General features: G+C 43.4%; 17 protein-coding genes and 1 pseudogene. 10 read left to right on the forward strand and 8 right to left on the reverse strand.

Annotated features, from left to right (window positions below):
• Positions 1–28 precede the first annotated feature (28 nt).
• Positions 29–3,670, reverse strand: coding sequence for an AAA-like domain-containing protein (locus tag AABK37_RS20815; RefSeq protein WP_432553439.1), 3,642 nt, complete (start codon positions 3,668–3,670; stop codon positions 29–31).
• A gap of 458 nt (positions 3,671–4,128) precedes the next feature.
• Here AABK37_RS20815 and AABK37_RS20820 point away from each other — a divergent pair, with 458 nt between their 5' ends.
• A complete protein-coding gene (locus tag AABK37_RS20820; RefSeq protein WP_432553440.1) occupies positions 4,129–4,575 on the forward strand; it encodes an RICIN domain-containing protein in 447 nt (148 codons plus the stop codon).
• Positions 4,576–4,947: 372 nt separating this feature from the next.
• Positions 4,948–5,373, forward strand: a complete 426-nt coding sequence (locus AABK37_RS20825; protein ID WP_432553441.1) for a CVNH domain-containing protein — start codon at positions 4,948–4,950, stop codon at positions 5,371–5,373.
• 314 nt (positions 5,374–5,687) lie between these two features.
• Here AABK37_RS20825 and AABK37_RS20830 read toward each other — a convergent pair whose 3' ends face one another.
• Complete coding sequence (locus AABK37_RS20830; RefSeq protein ID WP_432553442.1) at positions 5,688–7,106, reverse strand: AAA-like domain-containing protein; 1,419 nt, start codon at positions 7,104–7,106, stop codon at positions 5,688–5,690.
• Positions 7,107–7,372: 266 nt separating this feature from the next.
• On the opposite strand from AABK37_RS20830, the gene rpsO reads away from it, so the two are divergent.
• The 3 genes from rpsO (at position 7,373) to aroF (ending at position 9,406) form a co-directional block, all read left to right on the forward strand.
• Positions 7,373–7,642 (forward strand): 30S ribosomal protein S15, encoded by a 270-nt coding sequence (gene rpsO / locus AABK37_RS20835; RefSeq protein ID WP_039747752.1) that lies wholly within the window; start codon positions 7,373–7,375, stop codon positions 7,640–7,642.
• Between the two features lie 11 nt (positions 7,643–7,653).
• Entirely contained in the window at positions 7,654–8,121 is a 468-nt protein-coding gene (locus tag AABK37_RS20840; protein ID WP_432553443.1) for a PAM68 family protein, read from the forward strand.
• 226 nt (positions 8,122–8,347) lie between these two features.
• Positions 8,348–9,406: a 3-deoxy-7-phosphoheptulonate synthase gene (gene aroF / locus AABK37_RS20845; protein ID WP_432553444.1), complete on the forward strand. Its 1,059-nt coding sequence runs from the start codon at positions 8,348–8,350 to the stop codon at positions 9,404–9,406.
• A gap of 59 nt (positions 9,407–9,465) precedes the next feature.
• Here the strand turns inward: aroF and AABK37_RS20850 are convergent, their stop codons facing one another.
• The 4 genes from AABK37_RS20850 to AABK37_RS20865 all read right to left on the reverse strand — a co-directional run bounded on the left by AABK37_RS20850 (position 9,466) and on the right by AABK37_RS20865 (position 12,728).
• Positions 9,466–10,353, reverse strand: coding sequence for a hypothetical protein (locus AABK37_RS20850; RefSeq protein ID WP_432553445.1), 888 nt, complete (start codon positions 10,351–10,353; stop codon positions 9,466–9,468).
• A gap of 70 nt (positions 10,354–10,423) precedes the next feature.
• A complete protein-coding gene (locus AABK37_RS20855; protein ID WP_432553446.1) occupies positions 10,424–11,017 on the reverse strand; it encodes a DUF1517 domain-containing protein in 594 nt (197 codons plus the stop codon).
• Complete coding sequence (locus AABK37_RS20860; RefSeq protein ID WP_432553447.1) at positions 10,993–11,127, reverse strand: hypothetical protein; 135 nt, start codon at positions 11,125–11,127, stop codon at positions 10,993–10,995. The genes AABK37_RS20855 and AABK37_RS20860 overlap by 25 nt, the downstream gene beginning before the upstream one ends.
• Positions 11,128–11,168: 41 nt before the next feature.
• Positions 11,169–12,728 carry a pentapeptide repeat-containing protein gene (locus AABK37_RS20865; protein ID WP_432553448.1) on the reverse strand — a complete coding sequence of 520 codons (1,560 nt, stop codon included), beginning with the start codon at positions 12,726–12,728 and terminating at the stop codon, positions 11,169–11,171.
• 76 nt (positions 12,729–12,804) lie between these two features.
• Between AABK37_RS20865 and AABK37_RS20870 the strand changes: the two genes are divergently transcribed.
• The 3 genes and pseudogenes from AABK37_RS20870 to AABK37_RS20880 all read left to right on the forward strand — a co-directional run bounded on the left by AABK37_RS20870 (position 12,805) and on the right by AABK37_RS20880 (position 14,696).
• On the forward strand, positions 12,805–13,644 hold the full coding sequence (locus AABK37_RS20870; protein ID WP_432553449.1) for a prephenate/arogenate dehydrogenase: 840 nt from the start codon (positions 12,805–12,807) through the stop codon (positions 13,642–13,644).
• A gap of 101 nt (positions 13,645–13,745) precedes the next feature.
• A pseudogene (locus tag AABK37_RS20875) lies at positions 13,746–14,333 on the forward strand (Uma2 family endonuclease).
• Positions 14,334–14,459: 126 nt separating this feature from the next.
• Positions 14,460–14,696 (forward strand): Uma2 family endonuclease, encoded by a 237-nt coding sequence (locus AABK37_RS20880; RefSeq protein ID WP_432553450.1) that lies wholly within the window; start codon positions 14,460–14,462, stop codon positions 14,694–14,696.
• A 106-nt stretch (positions 14,697–14,802) separates the two neighbouring features.
• Here AABK37_RS20880 and AABK37_RS20885 read toward each other — a convergent pair whose 3' ends face one another.
• Positions 14,803–16,779 carry a caspase, EACC1-associated type gene (locus AABK37_RS20885; RefSeq protein ID WP_432553451.1) on the reverse strand — a complete coding sequence of 659 codons (1,977 nt, stop codon included), beginning with the start codon at positions 16,777–16,779 and terminating at the stop codon, positions 14,803–14,805.
• The gene (locus tag AABK37_RS20890; protein ID WP_432553452.1) at positions 16,748–17,182 is read right to left on the reverse strand and encodes a sugar ABC transporter permease; all 435 of its coding nucleotides are present in this window, start codon (positions 17,180–17,182) and stop codon (positions 16,748–16,750) included. The genes AABK37_RS20885 and AABK37_RS20890 overlap by 32 nt, the downstream gene beginning before the upstream one ends.
• 212 nt (positions 17,183–17,394) lie before the next feature.
• On the opposite strand from AABK37_RS20890, the gene AABK37_RS20895 reads away from it, so the two are divergent.
• Positions 17,395–18,642 carry an HhoA/HhoB/HtrA family serine endopeptidase gene (locus AABK37_RS20895; RefSeq protein WP_432553453.1) on the forward strand — a complete coding sequence of 416 codons (1,248 nt, stop codon included), beginning with the start codon at positions 17,395–17,397 and terminating at the stop codon, positions 18,640–18,642.
• A gap of 4 nt (positions 18,643–18,646) precedes the next feature.
• Positions 18,647–18,859: hypothetical protein (locus tag AABK37_RS20900; protein ID WP_432553454.1), on the forward strand; the 213-nt coding region annotated here is incomplete at its 3' end.

Here is an 18,859-nt window from a genome sequence, read left to right on the forward strand (position 1 = left end):
CTCAGCGCCTCTGCGGTTCGTTTCTTCATCATTCTGCGTAAGTCCGATAAAAATTTGAGGAGCCGATCGCCTTTTTTGCATCCCGACTTATATTATTGCAAAGGGAGCGATCGCCTTTCTCCACTGCTGCATTAGTTTTCAAATAATCCCGCACCAGACCGCAACCATAAGTCAGTGCATCTAGGTGAAGAATTCGCTGTAAATTCCACAGAATGAGTGTGTTGTCATCACCCCCTGAGACGAGCAAAGTCCCGTCGGGGCTAATGGCAATTTCCCTAATCGCTGCGGTATGTCCTCGCAGGGTCGTTAGTTCCGTACCATCGAGTTTCCAAAGCTTGATAGTATTATCCACGCTGCCAGAAGCGACTATTTGTCCATCGGGACTAAACGCAACTCCCCAAACCCCAGCTGTGTGACCTTTGAGTGTTTTCAGCAATTTGCCATCAAGCGTCCACAGCTTAACAGTATTGTCGCCACTTCCAGTAGCTACCATTTTACCATCACGGCTAAAGGCAACTCTCCATACTGCCGCTGAGTGTCCCACAAGGGTTCTGAACAACTTGCCCTCAAGCGTCCACAGTTTAGCAGTACCATCGCCGCTGGCTGAACCAACGAGCCGACCGTCCGGACTAAATACGACATGCCACACTTCCGCTTGATGTCCTTTGAGAATCTGCGGTGAAGGACGATCTCTATGCCATATCTGAGCAATTTTGTCAACATTTGACATTGCGATCGCTTGTCCGTCGGGACTCAATGCTGCTGCTAAGAGTTTAGCGAGACGATCTTTATAAGTAGCAACCAAAGTACCGTCTCGCTGCTTGAGTTTTACAGTATCATTATCATCGGCAAGAGCAATTAACTTGCCATCGCCACTAAATGAAACCTCAAAGACTATGCTCCCAGATTCTGTCAAAGTTTTGAGCAATTTACCTTGGCGACTCCAAAGTTTAGCGGTGTTTTCGTGGCTTGCTGTGGCGATTGTCGAACTGTCGGAGGTGATAGCGATTGACCAAATCCCGGCTTGATGGGCAATGATAGACTTTTGAAATGGATTCTCTTTCTGCCAGAGTCTGACAACGTTTTCTGTGCCTGCCGAAGCAATAAAGCTGCTGTCAGGGCTAAAAGTCACTCGCCAAACGGACGCACTATGTCCTCTAAGGGTTCTCAGTTCTGTACCATCAATATTCCAAAGTTTAATCGTTTTGTCGAGACTGGCAGAGGCAATAGTTTGACCATCCGGACTAAAGGCAACTCCCCAAATCCCCGCACTGTGACCAGTAAGAGTTTTATACTGGCGGTAACTTCCATCTGTGCTGTCTCGCTGCCAAAGTTTAATAGTTGCGTCTTCACTCGATGAAGCAATGGTCTGACCGTCAGGGCTGAAAGCGACTCCTACAACCCAACCAGTGTGACCTTGAAGAGTTTGTAGTAGCTTGGCGTTTTGCCAGCCCGAACCGTCCTGTTTCCAAAGTTTTACTGTCTTGTCTACACTTGCGGCAGCAACGATTTGACCATCAGGACTAAAGGCGACTCCCCAGACCGAAGCAGTGTGACCTTTAAAAGTTTTAAGCAAAGTGCCGTCTCGCTTCCAGAGTTTCACCGTTGTGTCCCAACTGGCAGAGGCAACGAACTGACCATCCGGACTAAACGCGACTCCCCAGACTGAAGCAGTGTGACCTTTGAGAGTTCTTAGCAGTTGACCGTCTCGCTTCCAAAGTTTAACTGTACCATCTTCACTAGCCGAGGCGAGTATCTGACCGTCAGGACTAAAATCGACTGCCCTAACTGTTGCGGTATGACCTTTGAGAGTTGCAACTTCTGTACCATCACGTCGCCAAAGCTTGATTGTTTTATCTATACTTGCTGAGGCAATCAGAGAACTGTCAGGACTGATATCTACTGCCAGAACAGCTGCTGTATGACCGGAAAAACGGTTGTACTCATCTGCTCCATAAACTGCTTGCCTCAATGCATTTTCCACCTGACGCTCAAGATTTGTCTCTGGTTTACGTAGTTTTTGCAGTCTACGTTTGGCTTTAATTGCTTCTACAAGCGCATCTAATCTGCGATTTGAGGCAAAAAGTCCAAGAGAAGAAGATACAAGCGCTTCAATTTCGCTGTTTCTGGCTTGACTTTCGCTTTTGATAGCTTGGCGGTACAGAGTGAAACTGCCTAGCCCCAACCCGCTAGAAACGAGCAAGCCGATACACACTGCAACTAACAAAAACCTTTGAAATTTAGCCGTTTTTTTTTCTTGTGCCAGTCGTGCTTCTACCTCTTTCGCTCGTGCTGCCCTCAATGCCGTTTGCACTGCTTGCTGTTCGCATTCAATACTAGCGGCGAAAAATTGATAATCCAAATCGCTCAGACTTTTGCCTTGCGCCCAATTTTGAGTATCTTTTAGAGCCTGTCCTCGCAACAAACGCGATTCATCTTTATAGCCAGATGCTACCCAAGCATTGAATGTTTGCGAGTAAGGACGCAGATTGTCTAACTGTTTAATCACCCATTGGGCATTGAAAACACTTTGATAGATGGGATTTTTAATTTTGAGATAGCCGTTGTGTTTCTCGACTAAACCAGATAACAACAGTTCTGTTTGTTCTCGACTGTCATCAGTCGCGACAGGAAGATGACGCAGAGGGGAAAGACTTAGCAAATCCCCCTCTGCCCCCCTGCCCCCCTGCCCCCCTGCTTCTTCTGCTTGCAACACCTGCTGATAAAGACCTAACAACCGTCCTGCTCGGTGTTCGTTAAAAAGTAGGCGATCGCGAATTGTGCGGAGGTGTTCCGGTTCGTCTTGTGATTCCCAGTGTTGTATAATGTGCTGTAGCACAAATTGTTCTACCCAAAATGCTGCGGTTTCTGGAGGTAAAACAATTTTTCTATTTGATGTCTCTAAGGCTGTTCGGACAATTAACTGACAGAGTTTTTGAGTCAGAAATGGTTGTCCCCCACTCCAGTAAATAATCTCTCGCAGCACTGAAGAGGGTTGGCTGATTACTTCCTCTAACCCTTTGAGCAATGGTTTGGCTTCATGCAGTTGAAACCCATATAACTCAATCGCTGTACCAATGTTAAAGGGTGTTCGACGTTTGTCGGCAATTAGGTCAGATGGACTAGCTACCCCAAATAGTGCAAATCCCAAGCGTTGGAAATTCGAGTCATGTGCTTGCTGATTGTAGCAATGACGAATCCAGGCGAAAAAGTCGTTGACAGGAAAACTCAAACTCAAGAGACTGTCAATTTCATCAATGAAGATGAAAATGCGTTCGCTTTGAACATTTGGCAGCAAAACTTCTTCAACAAACTGGTCTAGTTTTTGCACTGGGGAAATACCGGCTTGCGTATCCCACCAATTTTTAAACTTGACGTGTTCCCCTAGATTTAAGTCGTAGAACAAGCTGAGGATGATACCTTTGTACCATTGTTCCGGTGTGGTATTCTCGCTACCCAATCGGGTGACGTCCAAGTAAGCACAGCTATAGCCTTCTTCCACCAGACGATAACTCGTGCGTTGTAATAACGATGACTTGCCCATCTGACGAGAGTTTAAGACGTAACAAAAATCACCCGCTTTCAAGCTGGTATAAAGTTGTTCGTCTGCTTGACGGACAATGTATGTGGGATCGTCACTGCGGAGGCTGCCTCCTACCTGGTATCTCATGTCAAAGTGTGATTAAAATTAGCTCTTTTCAGGTGAAGCGTAAGCACAAGCTCTATAAAGGGAGAGCAAAACTTGCCATTTTCGTCTGGTTTAGCAACTATTGTCTCACTATTTCCGATCTGCTGCTCCTGTATTCTCTTAACTGTCTTAACTGTCTTAACTGTCTTAACTGTCTAGTTGTAGGTTATTAAATTCTTTTAACTGTCTGCTTAACTGTCTTAACTGTCCTTGCATTTCCACTATAAAAGCAAGATTATGTATATACGGAGTTAAGGCAACTTCTACTCAGAGCTTTGTCAAACTAGACACGCGCTCAAAGCGCGATTATATACTCTGCTGCAATAGTATTGAGCCACAGACTAATGTCTTGTGGTGAACTATTGTTGAGTTGTCTGTGTGTTGACAAAGAAGGAAAAAGCCTCAATATCGATAATTCAGTCATTTAGGAAATTCAAATTATGACAACTACTCTACCTACCCCAGGGAACTACTACTACCTCACAGCCAAGCATAGCGGCAAAGCTTTAGCTGTCAATGCTGAGAGTAAGGACAATGGTGCCAAGATCGTGCAATGGGACAGAGCAGCAAAAGATCACCAAAAATTCCAGTTACTAGATGCCGGTAATGGCTATTACTACATTGTAGCCAAACATACTGGTAAAAGTATAGCTGTCAATGGTGAGAGTAAGGACAATGGTGCCAATATCGTGCAATGGGAGATAGTAGCAAGAGATCACCAAAAATTCCAGTTACAAGATGCCGGTAATGGCTATTACTACATTGTAGCCAAACATAGTGGTAAAGGTATAGCTGTCAATGCTGAGAGTCAAGACAATGGTGCCAATATCGTGCAATGGGACATAGCACCAAAAGATCACCAGAAATGGAAATTTGACGCTGTGTAGTTAAACCCTCTACAAAGGGTTGCATTACACCGGGATGATGATTGCGGCGATGTCTACGACGGGCTACTTTCTACGCACTCATGTTTAGTCTTTAATTTTTAGTAGTTCTAAACATTGCCCCTGGCAACATCATCCAGTAATCAAGGGGATTTGTAAGCGTGAAAATCTCCTTGATTATTGAATTTTGTTAAACAATTGTTGCTAGCTGTTTTGCAAAATAGGCGTGGTAGAGTCCGTAACGCGGTAGGATGCGATGTCTACGACGGGCTACTTTCTACGCACTCATGTTTGAACCTTAATTATTGACAAAGCTCAAATAACGATTTAGTCTAAACACTTAGAAACATTTCAAACAAAAGAGGTTAATAGAAAATGAAGAAAGTCTGGCTACTACTGAGAGTTGCTATGGTCTTTTTGTTTGCTTTCGTTATGTCACTTAACTTTGTTGTTGATAAAGCGATGGCGACAGGTCAATTTAGCCTAAGCTGTGACAAAGACAACATAGAGCTTGATGGTTCAACCATATCAACGAAGTGCCAAAAAAGTAATGGCGATTCTCAGCAAACCTCCATCGACTTAAATCGATACATTGGCAACCACGATGGAAAGTTATCCTGGGGTGATAAGGATTTTTCTAAGACATGCAAGAATACTGGTCTAGCACAGTTGCTGAATACCAGACAACTGATACTCGTTGCTGAATGTCAACCAGCAGACGGAGGAAATACATATTATCCATCAGAGCTTGAGCTAGATGCTCACATTGTCAACGTTGATGGCACCCTAAAATACGAATAATTGTAGTCAACGTGTGTGCAGGTTGGGAAAATCTCAACCTGTAATTCGGTTATGTCGCTTCTTGTAGCAGGTCTTCTAGGGTGATTTTTTGACAGCACAGATAATTTGCTAAAAACTTTAATGGGATGACTGAACTCTTGTAAGCCGATTATTCAGGGAATTAAGAGTGGTTTGAAACCTCAATTATTAAACAATTGCCGATAGTTGTTTTGCAAAATAAGTGCGGTAGAGTTCGCAACACGGTTTAATGCGATCGCGCAAATTCTGACAAACTGCTCATTTGGGTAGTTAAGAGTAGATGCAAACCCCTATTATTAAACAATTGTCGATAATTGTTTTGCAAAATAAGTGCGGTAGAGTTCGCAACGCGCTTTAATGCGATCGCCCTCAAAGCAAATCAATCCCATACTGTCGAGCTTATAAGCCTCTATAGGATTAAGAGAAATACTTTTCTGGGTCGTGACAACTTTCTCATATATCTTTGCCAGACTGGGTGTTTCTTGCAGTTTCGCCCACTGTCGCCATAAATGATAGCGGTAGATGCCACCGTTGTCAATTACCTCCTGCATTAAATCTTCTAAAGTAATTACCCCAGAGCAAACATAATACAGAGCAATCCGAATCAGCGCTGGATGACCCCCTACAAGTGACATCAGTTGAGCAGATTCTTTACCATTACTCCAGTCTAGCCCGTGCCGCTGGGCTAATTCTTCTACTTGTTGCTGAGTAAATTCGCTTAGACGGATAGGTAGTCCTATATTAAACGGCGATCGGTTGATATCCAGAGTGGCATAATCTTCTGTAGAGTAAACCACCACTAGCCTCAGCTTCTGCCAATTAAGATTTTGTCGTGCTGACTCGCACCACGAACGCAACAAAGCAAAGAAGTCACTAGCAATTTGAGGATATTCAAAAAAGCGGTCAACTTCGTTTAACACCAGAACCACTGGACTTTGAATCTGCTTGAGCAAATAGTTCTGCAAGTAAAGGCTACAATTCAACTTACAACCAACTTCCTCATCCCATATGTCATTCAGGTTGGGGTCAATGCCTAATTCTGTTGCAATTTGCCAGCAAAAATTACGTAAAAGCTTATTTAAGTCAGTTAGACAATCGGAATCTATCTGGTAGCAATTTAGATTTACTGTGCGATACCCTTGCTTTTGTGCAAAGGCTAATAGTCGCAGCACAAGAGAAGTTTTACCCATCTGTTTGGGGGAGCGAATCCGAATCACACAGCCTGGTTGATGTACCTCATGATAAACGAGTTCCTCAATTGGGGGACGTTCGATATACAAGGGAGAATCCAAAGGTACGGGTCCATCCGGGTATGACCACAGATTTTCAAGTTGGTCAGACTGTTGGTTAACAAATGAGTTTACGGATAAAGACTCAGACAAATTTACTTCTTCTGTATCTAAATTCAACGAGAGCGCATGATAAGTTTCAGTATTGTTTGGTTCACTTAGTATTGCATAGTCTTCATTGCCTAATTCCAAGTTAAAGGTGCTAAAACACAATTTTAAAGTTTTTTGGTCTACACCTGTATCCAAAGACCACAATCGGCTCAGTGTTTTGCTTGAAATATTCATGCGCCAGCCCAGTTCGTCGAGAGTAAAGCGGATGCCGTTGTTCTCTACCATCTCCACAGCCAAAATCGCATCCTGTAAACGCTTCAGCCCTACAGGAGTCAGCACAAATCCCCGCCTTCGCGTGCCCTTAAGTGCTTTCATATCGCTATTTATTAACCTGTTTTTTGTTAACTTTATATCATTCTTCCACTTTTTAATCAGTTATTAAACTATTACTTAACGTACATATAATTAAACACAAGATGCTTTCTGGCTTGTAGTTGGGGTTTTAGTGCTAAAACGCCAACTACTAGCATTAATTTATTCATGCATATCTACTTCAAAGCGTAGCAGCAAACGTGATTCCACATACAGCGTGAGGGCTATGATATTATGGGAAACTGCTGCATATATAAATAGAATCCATCATGGCTTTAACGCAAGAGCGCAAACAAGAGATAATCACCAATTACCAAGTTCACGAAACCGATACAGGCTCCGCCGATGTCCAAGTCGCCATGCTGACCGAGCGGATCAACCGTCTCAGCTTGCATCTCCAAGCAAACAAGAAAGACCATTCTTCGCGTCGGGGATTGTTAAAGCTTATCGGTCAGCGCAAGCGCCTTTTAGCTTACATCCAAAAAGACAGCCGCGAAAAGTATCAAGCTTTAATTGGTCGTCTCGGTATTCGTGGATAAGGACTACGCTTATGTCTGCTGAAGAATCCGAACGCAGTCAATTGCCCTTTGAACCGAAGAAAAAACGCCAAAAAGCGCCTAAATCTCAAAATAAGCCGATTGTTAAGCAAGAAGCTGAGAAACAGGTTGACAAAAAGCGAACTTACACCAAAGAAGAAATGGCAATCCCCAAGGTTGTCAGTCAGCGCATGATTAGACGGGTCGCTGGCTTCTGTGGTGTACCAACATTTTTAGGCATCGCCACCCTAGTTGTTAGCTATCTGCTAGCTATTTACGCCCACATTAGGCTACCTGCGATCGCTGTGTTACTAGTTAACATGGGATTATTCGGTTTGGGAGTCATAGGAATAACTTATGGTGTCCTATCTGCCTCTTGGGATGAAGAGAGAGTTGGGGGTTTGCTGGGCTTAAGTGAGTTCAAGACCAACTGGGGACGAATGGTCGAAGTTTGGCGGGAAACTCGTCAAAAGAACGTATAATTATTAGCGCTCAGGTACTAGCTTTTGCACTGTTGGGTAAATTTTAAAGTGAATGTTGAAGTTGAAATTTTAGATAATTTTTATAACTTCAACATTACTAATTAAAAATTTATAATTTTTTTGAAACCCAAAATACAGTAACAAAACAATCTGAGCGCTATATTTTTTTAATACATTTTCTGAAGTGAATATAAATAATAACAATTAGTCATCAAGGAAATTTAACATGATTGTAGTCATGAAAATTGGTTCCCCAACCGAAGAAATTAACCGCATTGAAGAGGAACTGACTAGTTGGGGACTGACACCCGAAAAAATTGTTGGGAAGCACAAAGTAGTAATCGGCTTAGTAGGTGAAACCGCTAATTTAGACCCACTACAAATTCAAGAAGTCAGCCCTTGGATTGAGCAAGTGTTGCGGGTAGAATTGCCTTACAAACGCGCTAGCCGCCAATACCGCCACGGAGAAGCTTCTGAGGTAGTGGTAGATACTCCTAATGGAAAAGTTGTATTTGGTGAACACCACCCGGTTGTCGTTGTAGCAGGTCCCTGCTCGGTAGAAAATGAAGAAATGATTGTAGAGACAGCGCAGCGCGTAAAGGCGGCTGGAGCGCAGTTTCTGCGAGGTGGAGCATACAAACCCCGGACTTCCCCTTATGCTTTTCAAGGACACGGCGAAAGTGCTTTGGAATTGTTAGCGCAAGCGCGAGAAGTCAGCGGACTCGGTATTATTACGGAAGTGATGGACTCTAGCGAGTTAGATAAAATTGCCGAAGTTGCTGATGTGATTCAAGTTGGGGCGAGAAATATGCAGAATTTCTCGTTGCTGAAAAAAGTGGGAGCGCAACCCAAACCGGTGCTTTTAAAGCGAGGAATGGCAGCGACAATTGAAGATTGGTTGATGGCTGCTGAGTATATTCTGGCGGCAGGAAATGCGAATGTGATTTTGTGCGAGCGGGGTATTCGCACCTTCGATCGCCAATTTACTCGCAATACTTTAGATTTGTCGGTGGTGCCAGTGTTGCGAAAAGTGACACACTTACCGATTATGATCGATCCCAGCCACGGCACAGGTTGGTCTGAGTTTGTACCTTCAATGTCAATGGGTGCGATCGCATCCGGATGTGATTCTCTGATGATAGAGGTTCACCCCAACCCCCCCAAAGCTTTATCTGATGGTCCCCAATCTCTCACACCAGAACGTTTCGACCGTTTGATGCAAGAACTAGCAGTGATTGGTAAAGCAGTTGGACGTTGGCAGGAATCGGCGATCGCCATAGCATAAATAATTGTAGGGGCGGGGTTTCCCCGCCCAAACTTTGTGAATTTGGAATTTTACATTTCTTAACGTCGTCTACCAGAACCAAACGAGCGGCTAGGTGCAGAACGCCCACCGCTACCAAAACCACTACTAGAAGGACGTCTGATGGTGCTGGATCTGCCAGAAGGTCTTAAAGTACTACCGCCATAACCTGAACCGGTAGCGCGGCTGTTGCCCGTAGAAGGACGCGGTACAGTACGTACATTAGAATTACTGGGATATGACCTTCTAATCGATCCAGTACTGCGGAAAGCAGTGCGGTTTCTCTCGACTGCGGGTGGCGCATTGTAACGAGTTCGGTAATTACTAACCGCTTCACCGTAGCTTCTACCATAGCCGCCGAAACCATTCAGCGTCCCTCCCGGCTGATAAGCTGGCGGTACATAATATTGAGGTCTAAACAGCAAACTACCGATCGCCTGTCCTGCTATATTACCAGCCACAGCTCCAGCAAACGGCGCCCAGAAGCTATTTTGTTGTCTGACTACAACTGTTTCCTGCTGTCCGGTTTGCGGATTTGTCCTATTTTCGGTGACATTATGGACATATTCAATTTTGAAATCTGGTGTCAAATATAAAGCAGGCTGACCGTTTTCTACTTTTAGGTAACTTTTCTTACCTTGCTTAATTTCATCATCGGTAAGCCGTGCCATTTGCAGATTTTGAGATTTAAAAGTTGGGGGGTTAGCATTAAATAAAAATAGCGTGTACTCCCCATTGCTATCGTCGAATGTAGCTTGTTGCACATCATACTGACCATCACTCAGCCTTGTGTTAGTTGAGGTTTGGCTAGCATTCCTAGCTTGAGGAGTAGTAGCTTGGTTTGAATTGCCGCCGCACCCGACAGTTGTCAAGCACAAACTCAGTGCTAAAAAAACGGCTGTAAATTTACGCATTATTGACATCAGCATTTTACTATTATCCTATCTTCGAGCTTAACAAGTTATTCATTCCGGCAGTAAGTAGGGACTACCCTACAAGTTACAAGGGAATCAATTCTGGGTAATATTGCAACAACTGATCGTTACTTAGTTCGTCACCTAACTGCGCTGGCGAAAAATGTACCTGGACTGCTCTTAGTTTATGTTTGTAGTGCAAGTTTATAATCGCTTTCAATCCATCTTTTAGGGCTGCAATGTTAGAAAGGTCAGTTTCTAATTCTGGGACTTCTCCTTCATAAGCTAACGTAATCATTACAATTACATTGCGCGTCACAGGTATAGATAAAGGTTCATTCGACCTAGAGTTAGAACTAAAATCTGGTTCACTTAAATAACGTTCGGCGGAGTCGGTAAATAATTCATTTACATAATCTCCTGCCTCGCCTTCGCTCCAAAATACATCTCCTTCATTCGCCGCAGAAGTCCAATATTCATCGTATTGCAATAGAGTTTGGCAGAGTTCTACCAATCCTTCTCCTAAAACTTCTACGTCGCCCTCGACATCAATTGCTTCTCGTGCGCCCCGATTTAATACTCCCAAAATCGGTGCTACTTCAGATCCTGCTAAATGTATAAACAGGCGAAAGACTACATAGCGAGTCCGACCCATCATTCTATTAAAGCCATCGCGCATTTTTGATTCTCCTTAAATTTGTTGGTTGATAGTGGGCATTGGGCATTGGGCATTGGGCATTGGGTATTTCCCCTTTGCCCTTTTCCCCTCTTCAAATTCCCACTATCCACTATCCACTATCCACCATCCACTAACCACTAACCACTATCCACTAACTAATATAATGAAATCCTTTAACGAAATCGACAATTGTGTTTAACGAAGGTAGTATAACATTGGCAGATGTATTAGAGCTTTCATCATATGAAAGATTAATTGCTCCGCGATTAAGAAATTTTTTCCCAAAGTTGGGATGGTCATGCACAATCAAAGTGTGAGCGCTGGAATTTGTTAATATAGTTTGGGTAGGTGTTTGGAAGAAGTTGAATTTTGCTGCTATTTCTAGAATTTTTTGCATTTGTCTAATTACATCGGCATTATTTCTAGCTGATTCTATCAAAGCAGATAATTGCTTGGCGCGATCGCTCTTATTTTCTCGCTGGGTAGAGATATCTTCACGATTAATTATTTCTACAACTGCATGAATATTTCTTTGGGTAGTTGCGGCATCTTTAAAAGGAAGAATGGCAATGTAAGCTGTAGGAAATAAAGCTGCGTCGCTATCTACGCGAAAGGTGAAAACAGTCCGACGCCGCCCGATTTCCATGCTAGGGGGTTGTCTGAGTTGCCGATATTGCTGGGATATTTGATAATAAGCGCCAGCTAAGGCAAAATGTGCTTCTGGTTCTAGGGGTGCATCTACGATAATGCGGATTGTCGGCGGAATTTCGTTAAAAAAGTCTGGTGAGTCAACAGAGGTAAAATGTTGGATAATTGAGCGATCGCCTGTCGGACTCAGGTCAACCCATTCGCAAGTTACACCTTCGGTTTTTAAACCAAATCGTGAGGTAGCGTAAAGTTTTGCCCCAGTTAAAGTCGCTCCCGTTAAATCTGCACCTACCCATTCTGCCTTGATTAATTTAGCTTCTGATAAATCGGCGTGTACCAAACTCGCGTTGGTTAAATTAGCATTACTCAAGTCTGCACCAATTAAGTTTGCGCCACTCAATTTTGCCTCGCTTAAATCTGCCCAACGCAGATTCGCACCGCTTAAATCTGCCCATCGCAGATTCGCTCCACTCAAGTTAGCACCTTTGAGGTTAGCTGCTTTCAGATTCGCTTGTCTGAATTCGGCTTCTCGGAAATTTGCACTTTCTAGGTCAGTACGACTGAGGTCAGTGACGTTGAAATTAGCTTGCTCGCAATTAGCTTGCGTCAAAGAAGCGCCTCTAAGGTTCGCCTCACTCAAATTAGCGCGACAAAGTACCGCGTGACGCAGTGTCGCTTCTCGTAAATCGGCGCTGCTAAGATTTGCTTCTAAAAGGTCAGCGTGACTGAGATTGGCGCGAATTAACTCAGCGCGAATCAGCGTTGCAAATCTGAGATTAGCGCGACTGAGATCGGCGCGAATTAAATTTGCTACATTCAGACTGGCGCCCTTTAGAATCGCATCGCTGAGATTAGCACCACTCAATCTTGCTACATTCAGCTTGGCGTAGCTTAAATTTGCTTCACTGAGATTTGCACCACTGAGGTTTACGACACTTAAATTAGCTTCGGTCAAATTCGCACCACTAAGTTTAGTGCCACTCAGATTCGCTTCCGAAAGGTCAACCCCACTAAAGTCTGTAACTCCGAAAGCGTATTTTTCCAGTAATTCCTCTACAGTCATGAATGTCACCCCTCGAATGCCAAGGCTAATAGTTGGTATATGTAGAAATTATGTAAAAGCGATGTGAAAATCACAGATGAACATTGGTATTTTAGGATTGGGATTGATAGGCGGTTCTTTGGGTTGGGATTTGCGATCGCAAGGACATCATGTTTTAGGAGTCAGCCGTCGTGAATCGACTTGTTCTAAAGCGATCGCCCTCGGTAGTGTTTCCGAAGCTTCAGTTGACATGAGTCTGCTGTCAAAAGCAGATGTGGTATTTATTTGCACACCTCTAGGGCTTATTATTCCCAAATTTGAGGAATTAATTGCTTATTTGTCGCCTTCTACAATCATTACTGATGTCGGTTCGGTGAAAGCACCGATAGTGAAAGCGCTTTCTCCACTTTGGGATAATTTTATTGGCGGACATCCAATGGCAGGAAACACAGACAACGGGATAGAAGCGCGAGAAAGTAATTTATTTGTCAACAAGCCTTATGTGTTAACACCGATATCGACAACACCAACTTATGCAATAGAAGTTGTTGAGTCAATTGTGCGATCGCTTAATGCTAATATCTACCATTGTCAGCCAGAACAACACGACCGCGCTGTTAGTTGGATTTCTCATTTACCAGTAATGGTCAGTGGTTCGTTGATTGCTGCTTGTATGAGTGAAACTGACTCAGAAGTATTAGAATTAGCCCAAAAATTTGCTAGTTCCGGCTTTCGAGATACAAGTCGCGTTGGTGGCGGAAATCCTGAATTAGGCTTGATGATGGCGCGATATAATCGCCAAGCATTGCTCAATTCCCTACAACAATATCGCCACAAACTCGACGAGTTAATTAACTTAATTGAGCAAGAAGATTGGACGCTGCTAGAAGAAAAGCTGAACTTAAATCACAAAGCGCGACCTAATTTTACTGACTAACCGTAGGGTGCGTTAGCAAAGCGTAACGCACCCTCTCCATCCAGATTCAGGACAAAAAAATCTATATTTAAATTAATCTAGTCTATATGAGGTAATTCATCATGATTTCCCAAACAGAAAACCGCTTTTACACCCCAGAAGAATATCTGGAATTAGAAGAAAAAGCTGAAGAAAGAAGTGAATATATAAATGGAGAAATTAGACCAATCACAGCGAAGACAACCAACCACAATAAAATTGCCGGGAATTTTTGCAGAAAGTTTCCTTCTACGGTGCAAGGTCAAGATTATGACATATATATGGTTGATGTAAAGTTATGGATACCGAATTATCATATCTATACTTACCCAGATATTATGGTCATCAAAGGTAAACCTGTTTATGAAGGAACTGGTACAACAAAGATAACTAACCCGTTATTAATAGTTGAAGTTTTATCAAATTCTACTAAAAATTAGGACAAAACAGACAAATTTAAATATTACCGTTCAATTGCTTCCTTTGAGGAATATATTATGATTGACCAACATAGTTTTTCCGTGGAACAATTTGCTAAAAAAGCAGCCAGAGAATGGATTTTTAAGGAATATGAAGGGGAAGATGCAATTTTAGGATTAAATTCTCTCGATTTTCAAATTTCCTTGCAGGAAATTTATGAACGGGTTAATTTTGACTTGAGCGAGGAATAAGAAACGTTCGCCCTTGGCGTTGCCGGAGGCTACCGCAAAGACGCGAAGAGCGCATTCGCGCAGCGTCTCCGTAAGGAGAAGAAAAGAGAAAAAGAGAGTTATCACGCTCTTATTTAGAATTCCTATATGCTGATTGAAGTAGCTGATTCTAGTCTGAGATATGATCGCGAAGTCAAAGCGATCGCTTATGCTAAGTCAGGTATTGCTGATTACTGGATTTTAGATGTAAATCAGCGTAAACTGCATGTATATCGCTCCACGGGAATTATTGCGACCTGCAAGTTAAGGTCGCTATTTTCACTCCTAAAATTGCGGACACTCCACTTGCTAAAATCGCAAGTTTATCGTATTGCAGATAAATAACTCATCCAAAAATCTAAAAATATTTTGATCGCGCAGAGCGCAAGGCAAGAAAGAAGGGCAAAGAAAAGAACAGCAGAGTGCTAAAAAGAAAAAGTGCAAAGGGCTACTAAGTCCTCCCAACCGCGCAGACAACACGAAAACCAATATAGTGGTAGAGGTTGTCGCGCTCCGCCCTATCATGATTGAGGCGGGACGCGGAACGGCAGAATTTAGGATAGTAGAGCCAGGAACCGCCCCGCAGATGTCGAATCAAATGATTATCATTCTCAATTAGCCAAGCACTTCCGTCAGTGGGCGCTTCGTTATAATTTTGATGCCACTCATCCTGACACCATTCACATATATTACCATGCATATCAAATAAACCAAAGGGATTTGGCGGAAAAATTCCCACATCTGTTGTTTGCTTACGATATTGACCCTTTATCCCTGAGCCATAAGTGTAGTTACCGTTATAGTTTGCCAAATCGGTTGTAATCGTTTCACCAAAATAAAACGGGGTAGTTGTTCCGGCTCTACAAGCATATTCCCACTCTGCCTCACTGGGCAAGCGATAGTTTTTCCCAGTCTTGTTAGACAGTCTGGCACAAAACTCAATTGCATGATTCCAAGAAACGCGCTCAACAGGTCGATTATCACCTTTGAAGTTGGATGGATCTAGCTCTAAATCAATTTTCACCTTTTCCGAAACGGCAACTGCTCCCCATTGAGCTTGCGTGACCGGAAATTTACCCATAAAAAAGGGTTGAACGGTGACGGTGTGCTGTGGACTTTCACTATCGTCTCGTTCTAGCTCATTCTCTGGTGAACCCATAAGAAACTGACCACCGGGAATTGCAACCATCTCCAGAATTACATCATTACCCAAGTCTTCTGTAAAAAATTCGGCTCGTCCACGACTGCTATTAATGCGTTCTCCCTTAGCATTCACCGTCACCACATCAAATTCAAACTGATTAGCCAGATCCCCGACTTCTCCAAGAAGTCGGGGATCTGAGGATGCGCTTGGTTTTCGCTGCCCAATAATTCGTTCTTCTATTAATGCTACATCTTCATCCCTCAACCCTAAATGTTGCTGATAGTCTCTCAGGTCATTGAGCGTAGTTTCGCTTAAAGTTGTCTCAGCTTCAATTGCCTCAAGCAGGGTTTCCTCATACTCTTCTAATTTCCGCTGATACTCCTGATATGGTTGTTGAACTTCAGCTTCGATCGCATCAGCAACTTCCAGGGCAAGTTTTAACTCAAGACGCAATGAGTTTAACAGACGACGAGCAGGGATAGAAAATTTGCCGCGATTCATGCGACTTTCTACTTCTTTACGATATTTTACCTTTGGGTCATCTTTAGGCGACTTTGCCAGTAAAATCTTACTACCATCCTTAACAGGATAAAACTCAGGAGTCATTGCCGGAGCCGCTTCTTGCACCTTGCTGCTAGCATATTCATGCAGTTCATCAACAGAAATCCAGCCATCCCCATCTTTATCAGCCGCACCTTTTTCAATGCCTTCTACCAAATAGCGGGTGTAAATAGAAAGTTCTGAACCTTCTTGCTCAAAAGAGTACTGGGTAGAAGTCGAAGAAGTGAGGATTGCCCTTCCCTTACCGCCTAGCTGCTCTTGCACATTTACGCTATTATCATCCTTGACGGTCATGCCTTGGGCGATCGCTCCACTAAAACAACAATCTAGGATAATTACCTGTCTTTGAGAGCGGCTATCGTTCATATTATCGTGCAAAACACTACCAGCGACGGCTGAGGGCGTTACTAACTTGCCATTTAGTTTTTTAGTCGCACAACTTGACAGATAAAGCTTACCTCTGTCATCTTTAATTCCATGCCCAGAAAAGTAAAACAGTAGCAGGTCATCTTTGTGGCGATTGTGAAATAGATTAAAGATCGCATCTTCTATATCCTGCCGTTGAGGATTTTTCAGCACCGTAATATCTGATAAAGCAAAGTTCCCCATTTCTGGGTTTACTAAAACTCGCTGCATCGCTTTGACATCTTTGACAGCACATGGTAGCGGGTTTAAACCAAGCTCATATTCACTAACCCCTATCAGCAGTGCTACCTTCGCCATCTTTACTGTTTGATGTATTTTTGGTATTGTTCAGAAAATCCTGCGCTTGCTGCATAGCGAATTCAAACTCTTTGCGACTACCCGCTTCTAAGTTGAGTTCTCTACCGTCAGGAGTTTTTAATACCAGCTTAATTGGTTTGTTGCTGAAGCGATCGCTCAAAAATCCAAACAAAGTTTTTATATTAGCTGGTTTGATTTCTGCGCTTAACATTCCCCACAAAAAGCCACCGAAAGCCTTTGCACTTCGCGGAGTTTCTGTGGCTGCCACTAAATCTGCTTGTTCTACCCCATCCACTTCTCTAACCTGCGGTAGCAAATTTTCTACTTCTGCTTGCAACTCTTGCTCATCTAAATCCGGATCTGATAGGGAAATTGTCACCTGAAGATTAGATGTGGTTGCCATATGAATCGCCTAAATAGTTTCAGTAGCTTCTCTAATAAATTGTATAGGTTATTCTGGTATATCTAAGGAATATCCGGCTAAAAAACTCTTCACTCTGTTAAAAAACTATAAATAATCCTTTTCACACCGATGCCACAGTCCTGACACACAAACGTCATAATGTATATCTAGATTGGGACTATATCTAGATAACCTTATATCTTTCCAGACAAATGCAAAACCAGCCACAAGACAAAGATAAATTTAACACTTATTCTCAACAAACCGGTAACGCTGCACCTTGGAAGAAAACAGCTTTTAATGTATCGTTGGTGCTGCTGGGATCAGGTATGACATTTGCCGGCGGTTATTTGGCATCGCACCAGCAAGACATATCTCAAAGCGCATCTAAGTTGGCAGTGAGTCCGGTAAATGCTGCCCCTCCCTTACCTGCTTCCACAGATCCTAACTTTATCACCGGGGTTGTGCAAAACGTCGGTACAGCGGTGGTACGAATTGAGGCTTCACGGACTGTAAAAACTCAGTTACCAGAGGAATTTAACGATCCAGCTTTCCGACGCTTCTTTGGTTCTCAACTACCAATGTCACCAGAACAACGGGTGCAACGGGGTACAGGCTCTGGTTTCATTATCGGTGCTGATGGTCGCATTTTGACCAATGCCCATGTGGTCGATGGTGCAGATAAGGTGAAGGTAATACTCAAAGATGGGCGCAGCTTCCAAGGTAAGGTGATGGGTAAAGATGAGTTAACAGATGTCGCTGTTGTCAAGATTCAAGCCGAAAATTTGCCAACATTGAAATTGGGTAACTCAGACCAGCTACAACCAGGACAATGGGCGATCGCGATCGGTAATCCCCTTGGTCTTGACAATACCGTAACTACCGGCATCATCAGCGCTACCGGACGCACTAGCAATCAAATTGGCGCACCCGACCGACGAGTACAGTATATTCAAACAGATGCCGCAATTAATCCTGGTAACTCTGGCGGACCTCTGCTGAATGCCCGTGGCGAGGTAATTGGCATGAATACTGCTATAATTCAAGGAGCGCAAGGACTAGGTTTTGCGATTCCCATAAATACAGCGCAACGCATTTCCAATCAACTCATAAGTACAGGCAAAGTACAACATCCTTATCTGGGAATTCAAATGCAGGCTTTGACAGCTGAGTTAAAGCAAAATATTAACTCAGATCCCAATAGCGGTTTGACCGTGAATGAAGATAAAGGTGTGTTAGTCATGAAAGTTGTGCCTAACTCACCAGCAGCAAAATCGGGAATACGTGCGGGTGATGTAATCGAAAAGCTAAATGGTCAATCAGTTGCCGATTCTGCCAGCGTACAACAGGCTGTAGAAAATAGTCAAATCGGGGCTGATGTGCGCCTAGAATTGCGTCGCAACGGGCAGAAAATCAACTTATCTGTGCGTCCTGGTGCTTTCCCTGAGCAAATGCAATAGATTTTTGCACCTTCCTTTCTTGACAAGGGGACAAGGAGACAAGGGGACAAGGGGACAAGGAGACAAGGGGACAAGGGGACAAGGAGGACAAGGAGGACAAGGAGGACAAGGAGGACAAGGAGGACAAGGAGGACAAGGAGGACAAGGAGGACAAAAAAGAAATTTCTATATCTCCCTTGTCTTCCCCCTCTGGGCGCTTCCCCCCCCCTCCCCCGCT

This window comes from Tolypothrix sp. VBCCA 56010, assembly GCF_050875635.1.
Classification (GTDB): domain Bacteria; phylum Cyanobacteriota; class Cyanobacteriia; order Cyanobacteriales; family Nostocaceae; genus Hassallia.

Excerpts from the sequence above, each read along its gene's own strand:
- AABK37_RS20815 (WP_432553439.1), bottom strand. The coding sequence starts at position 3,670 with ATGAGATACCAGGTAGGAGGCAGCCTCCGCAGTGACGATCCCACATAC.
- AABK37_RS20820 (WP_432553440.1), top strand. The coding sequence starts at position 4,129 with ATGACAACTACTCTACCTACCCCAGGGAACTACTACTACCTCACAGCC.
- AABK37_RS20825 (WP_432553441.1), top strand. The coding sequence starts at position 4,948 with ATGAAGAAAGTCTGGCTACTACTGAGAGTTGCTATGGTCTTTTTGTTT.
- AABK37_RS20830 (WP_432553442.1), bottom strand. The coding sequence starts at position 7,106 with ATGAAAGCACTTAAGGGCACGCGAAGGCGGGGATTTGTGCTGACTCCT.
- rpsO (WP_039747752.1), top strand. The coding sequence starts at position 7,373 with ATGGCTTTAACGCAAGAGCGCAAACAAGAGATAATCACCAATTACCAA.
- AABK37_RS20840 (WP_432553443.1), top strand. The coding sequence starts at position 7,654 with ATGTCTGCTGAAGAATCCGAACGCAGTCAATTGCCCTTTGAACCGAAG.
- aroF (WP_432553444.1), top strand. The coding sequence starts at position 8,348 with ATGATTGTAGTCATGAAAATTGGTTCCCCAACCGAAGAAATTAACCGC.
- AABK37_RS20850 (WP_432553445.1), bottom strand. The coding sequence starts at position 10,353 with ATGCTGATGTCAATAATGCGTAAATTTACAGCCGTTTTTTTAGCACTG.
- AABK37_RS20855 (WP_432553446.1), bottom strand. The coding sequence starts at position 11,017 with ATGCGCGATGGCTTTAATAGAATGATGGGTCGGACTCGCTATGTAGTC.
- AABK37_RS20865 (WP_432553448.1), bottom strand. The coding sequence starts at position 12,728 with ATGACTGTAGAGGAATTACTGGAAAAATACGCTTTCGGAGTTACAGAC.
- AABK37_RS20870 (WP_432553449.1), top strand. The coding sequence starts at position 12,805 with ATGAACATTGGTATTTTAGGATTGGGATTGATAGGCGGTTCTTTGGGT.
- AABK37_RS20880 (WP_432553450.1), top strand. The coding sequence starts at position 14,460 with ATGCTGATTGAAGTAGCTGATTCTAGTCTGAGATATGATCGCGAAGTC.
- AABK37_RS20885 (WP_432553451.1), bottom strand. The coding sequence starts at position 16,779 with ATGGCGAAGGTAGCACTGCTGATAGGGGTTAGTGAATATGAGCTTGGT.
- AABK37_RS20890 (WP_432553452.1), bottom strand. The coding sequence starts at position 17,182 with ATGGCAACCACATCTAATCTTCAGGTGACAATTTCCCTATCAGATCCG.
- AABK37_RS20895 (WP_432553453.1), top strand. The coding sequence starts at position 17,395 with ATGCAAAACCAGCCACAAGACAAAGATAAATTTAACACTTATTCTCAA.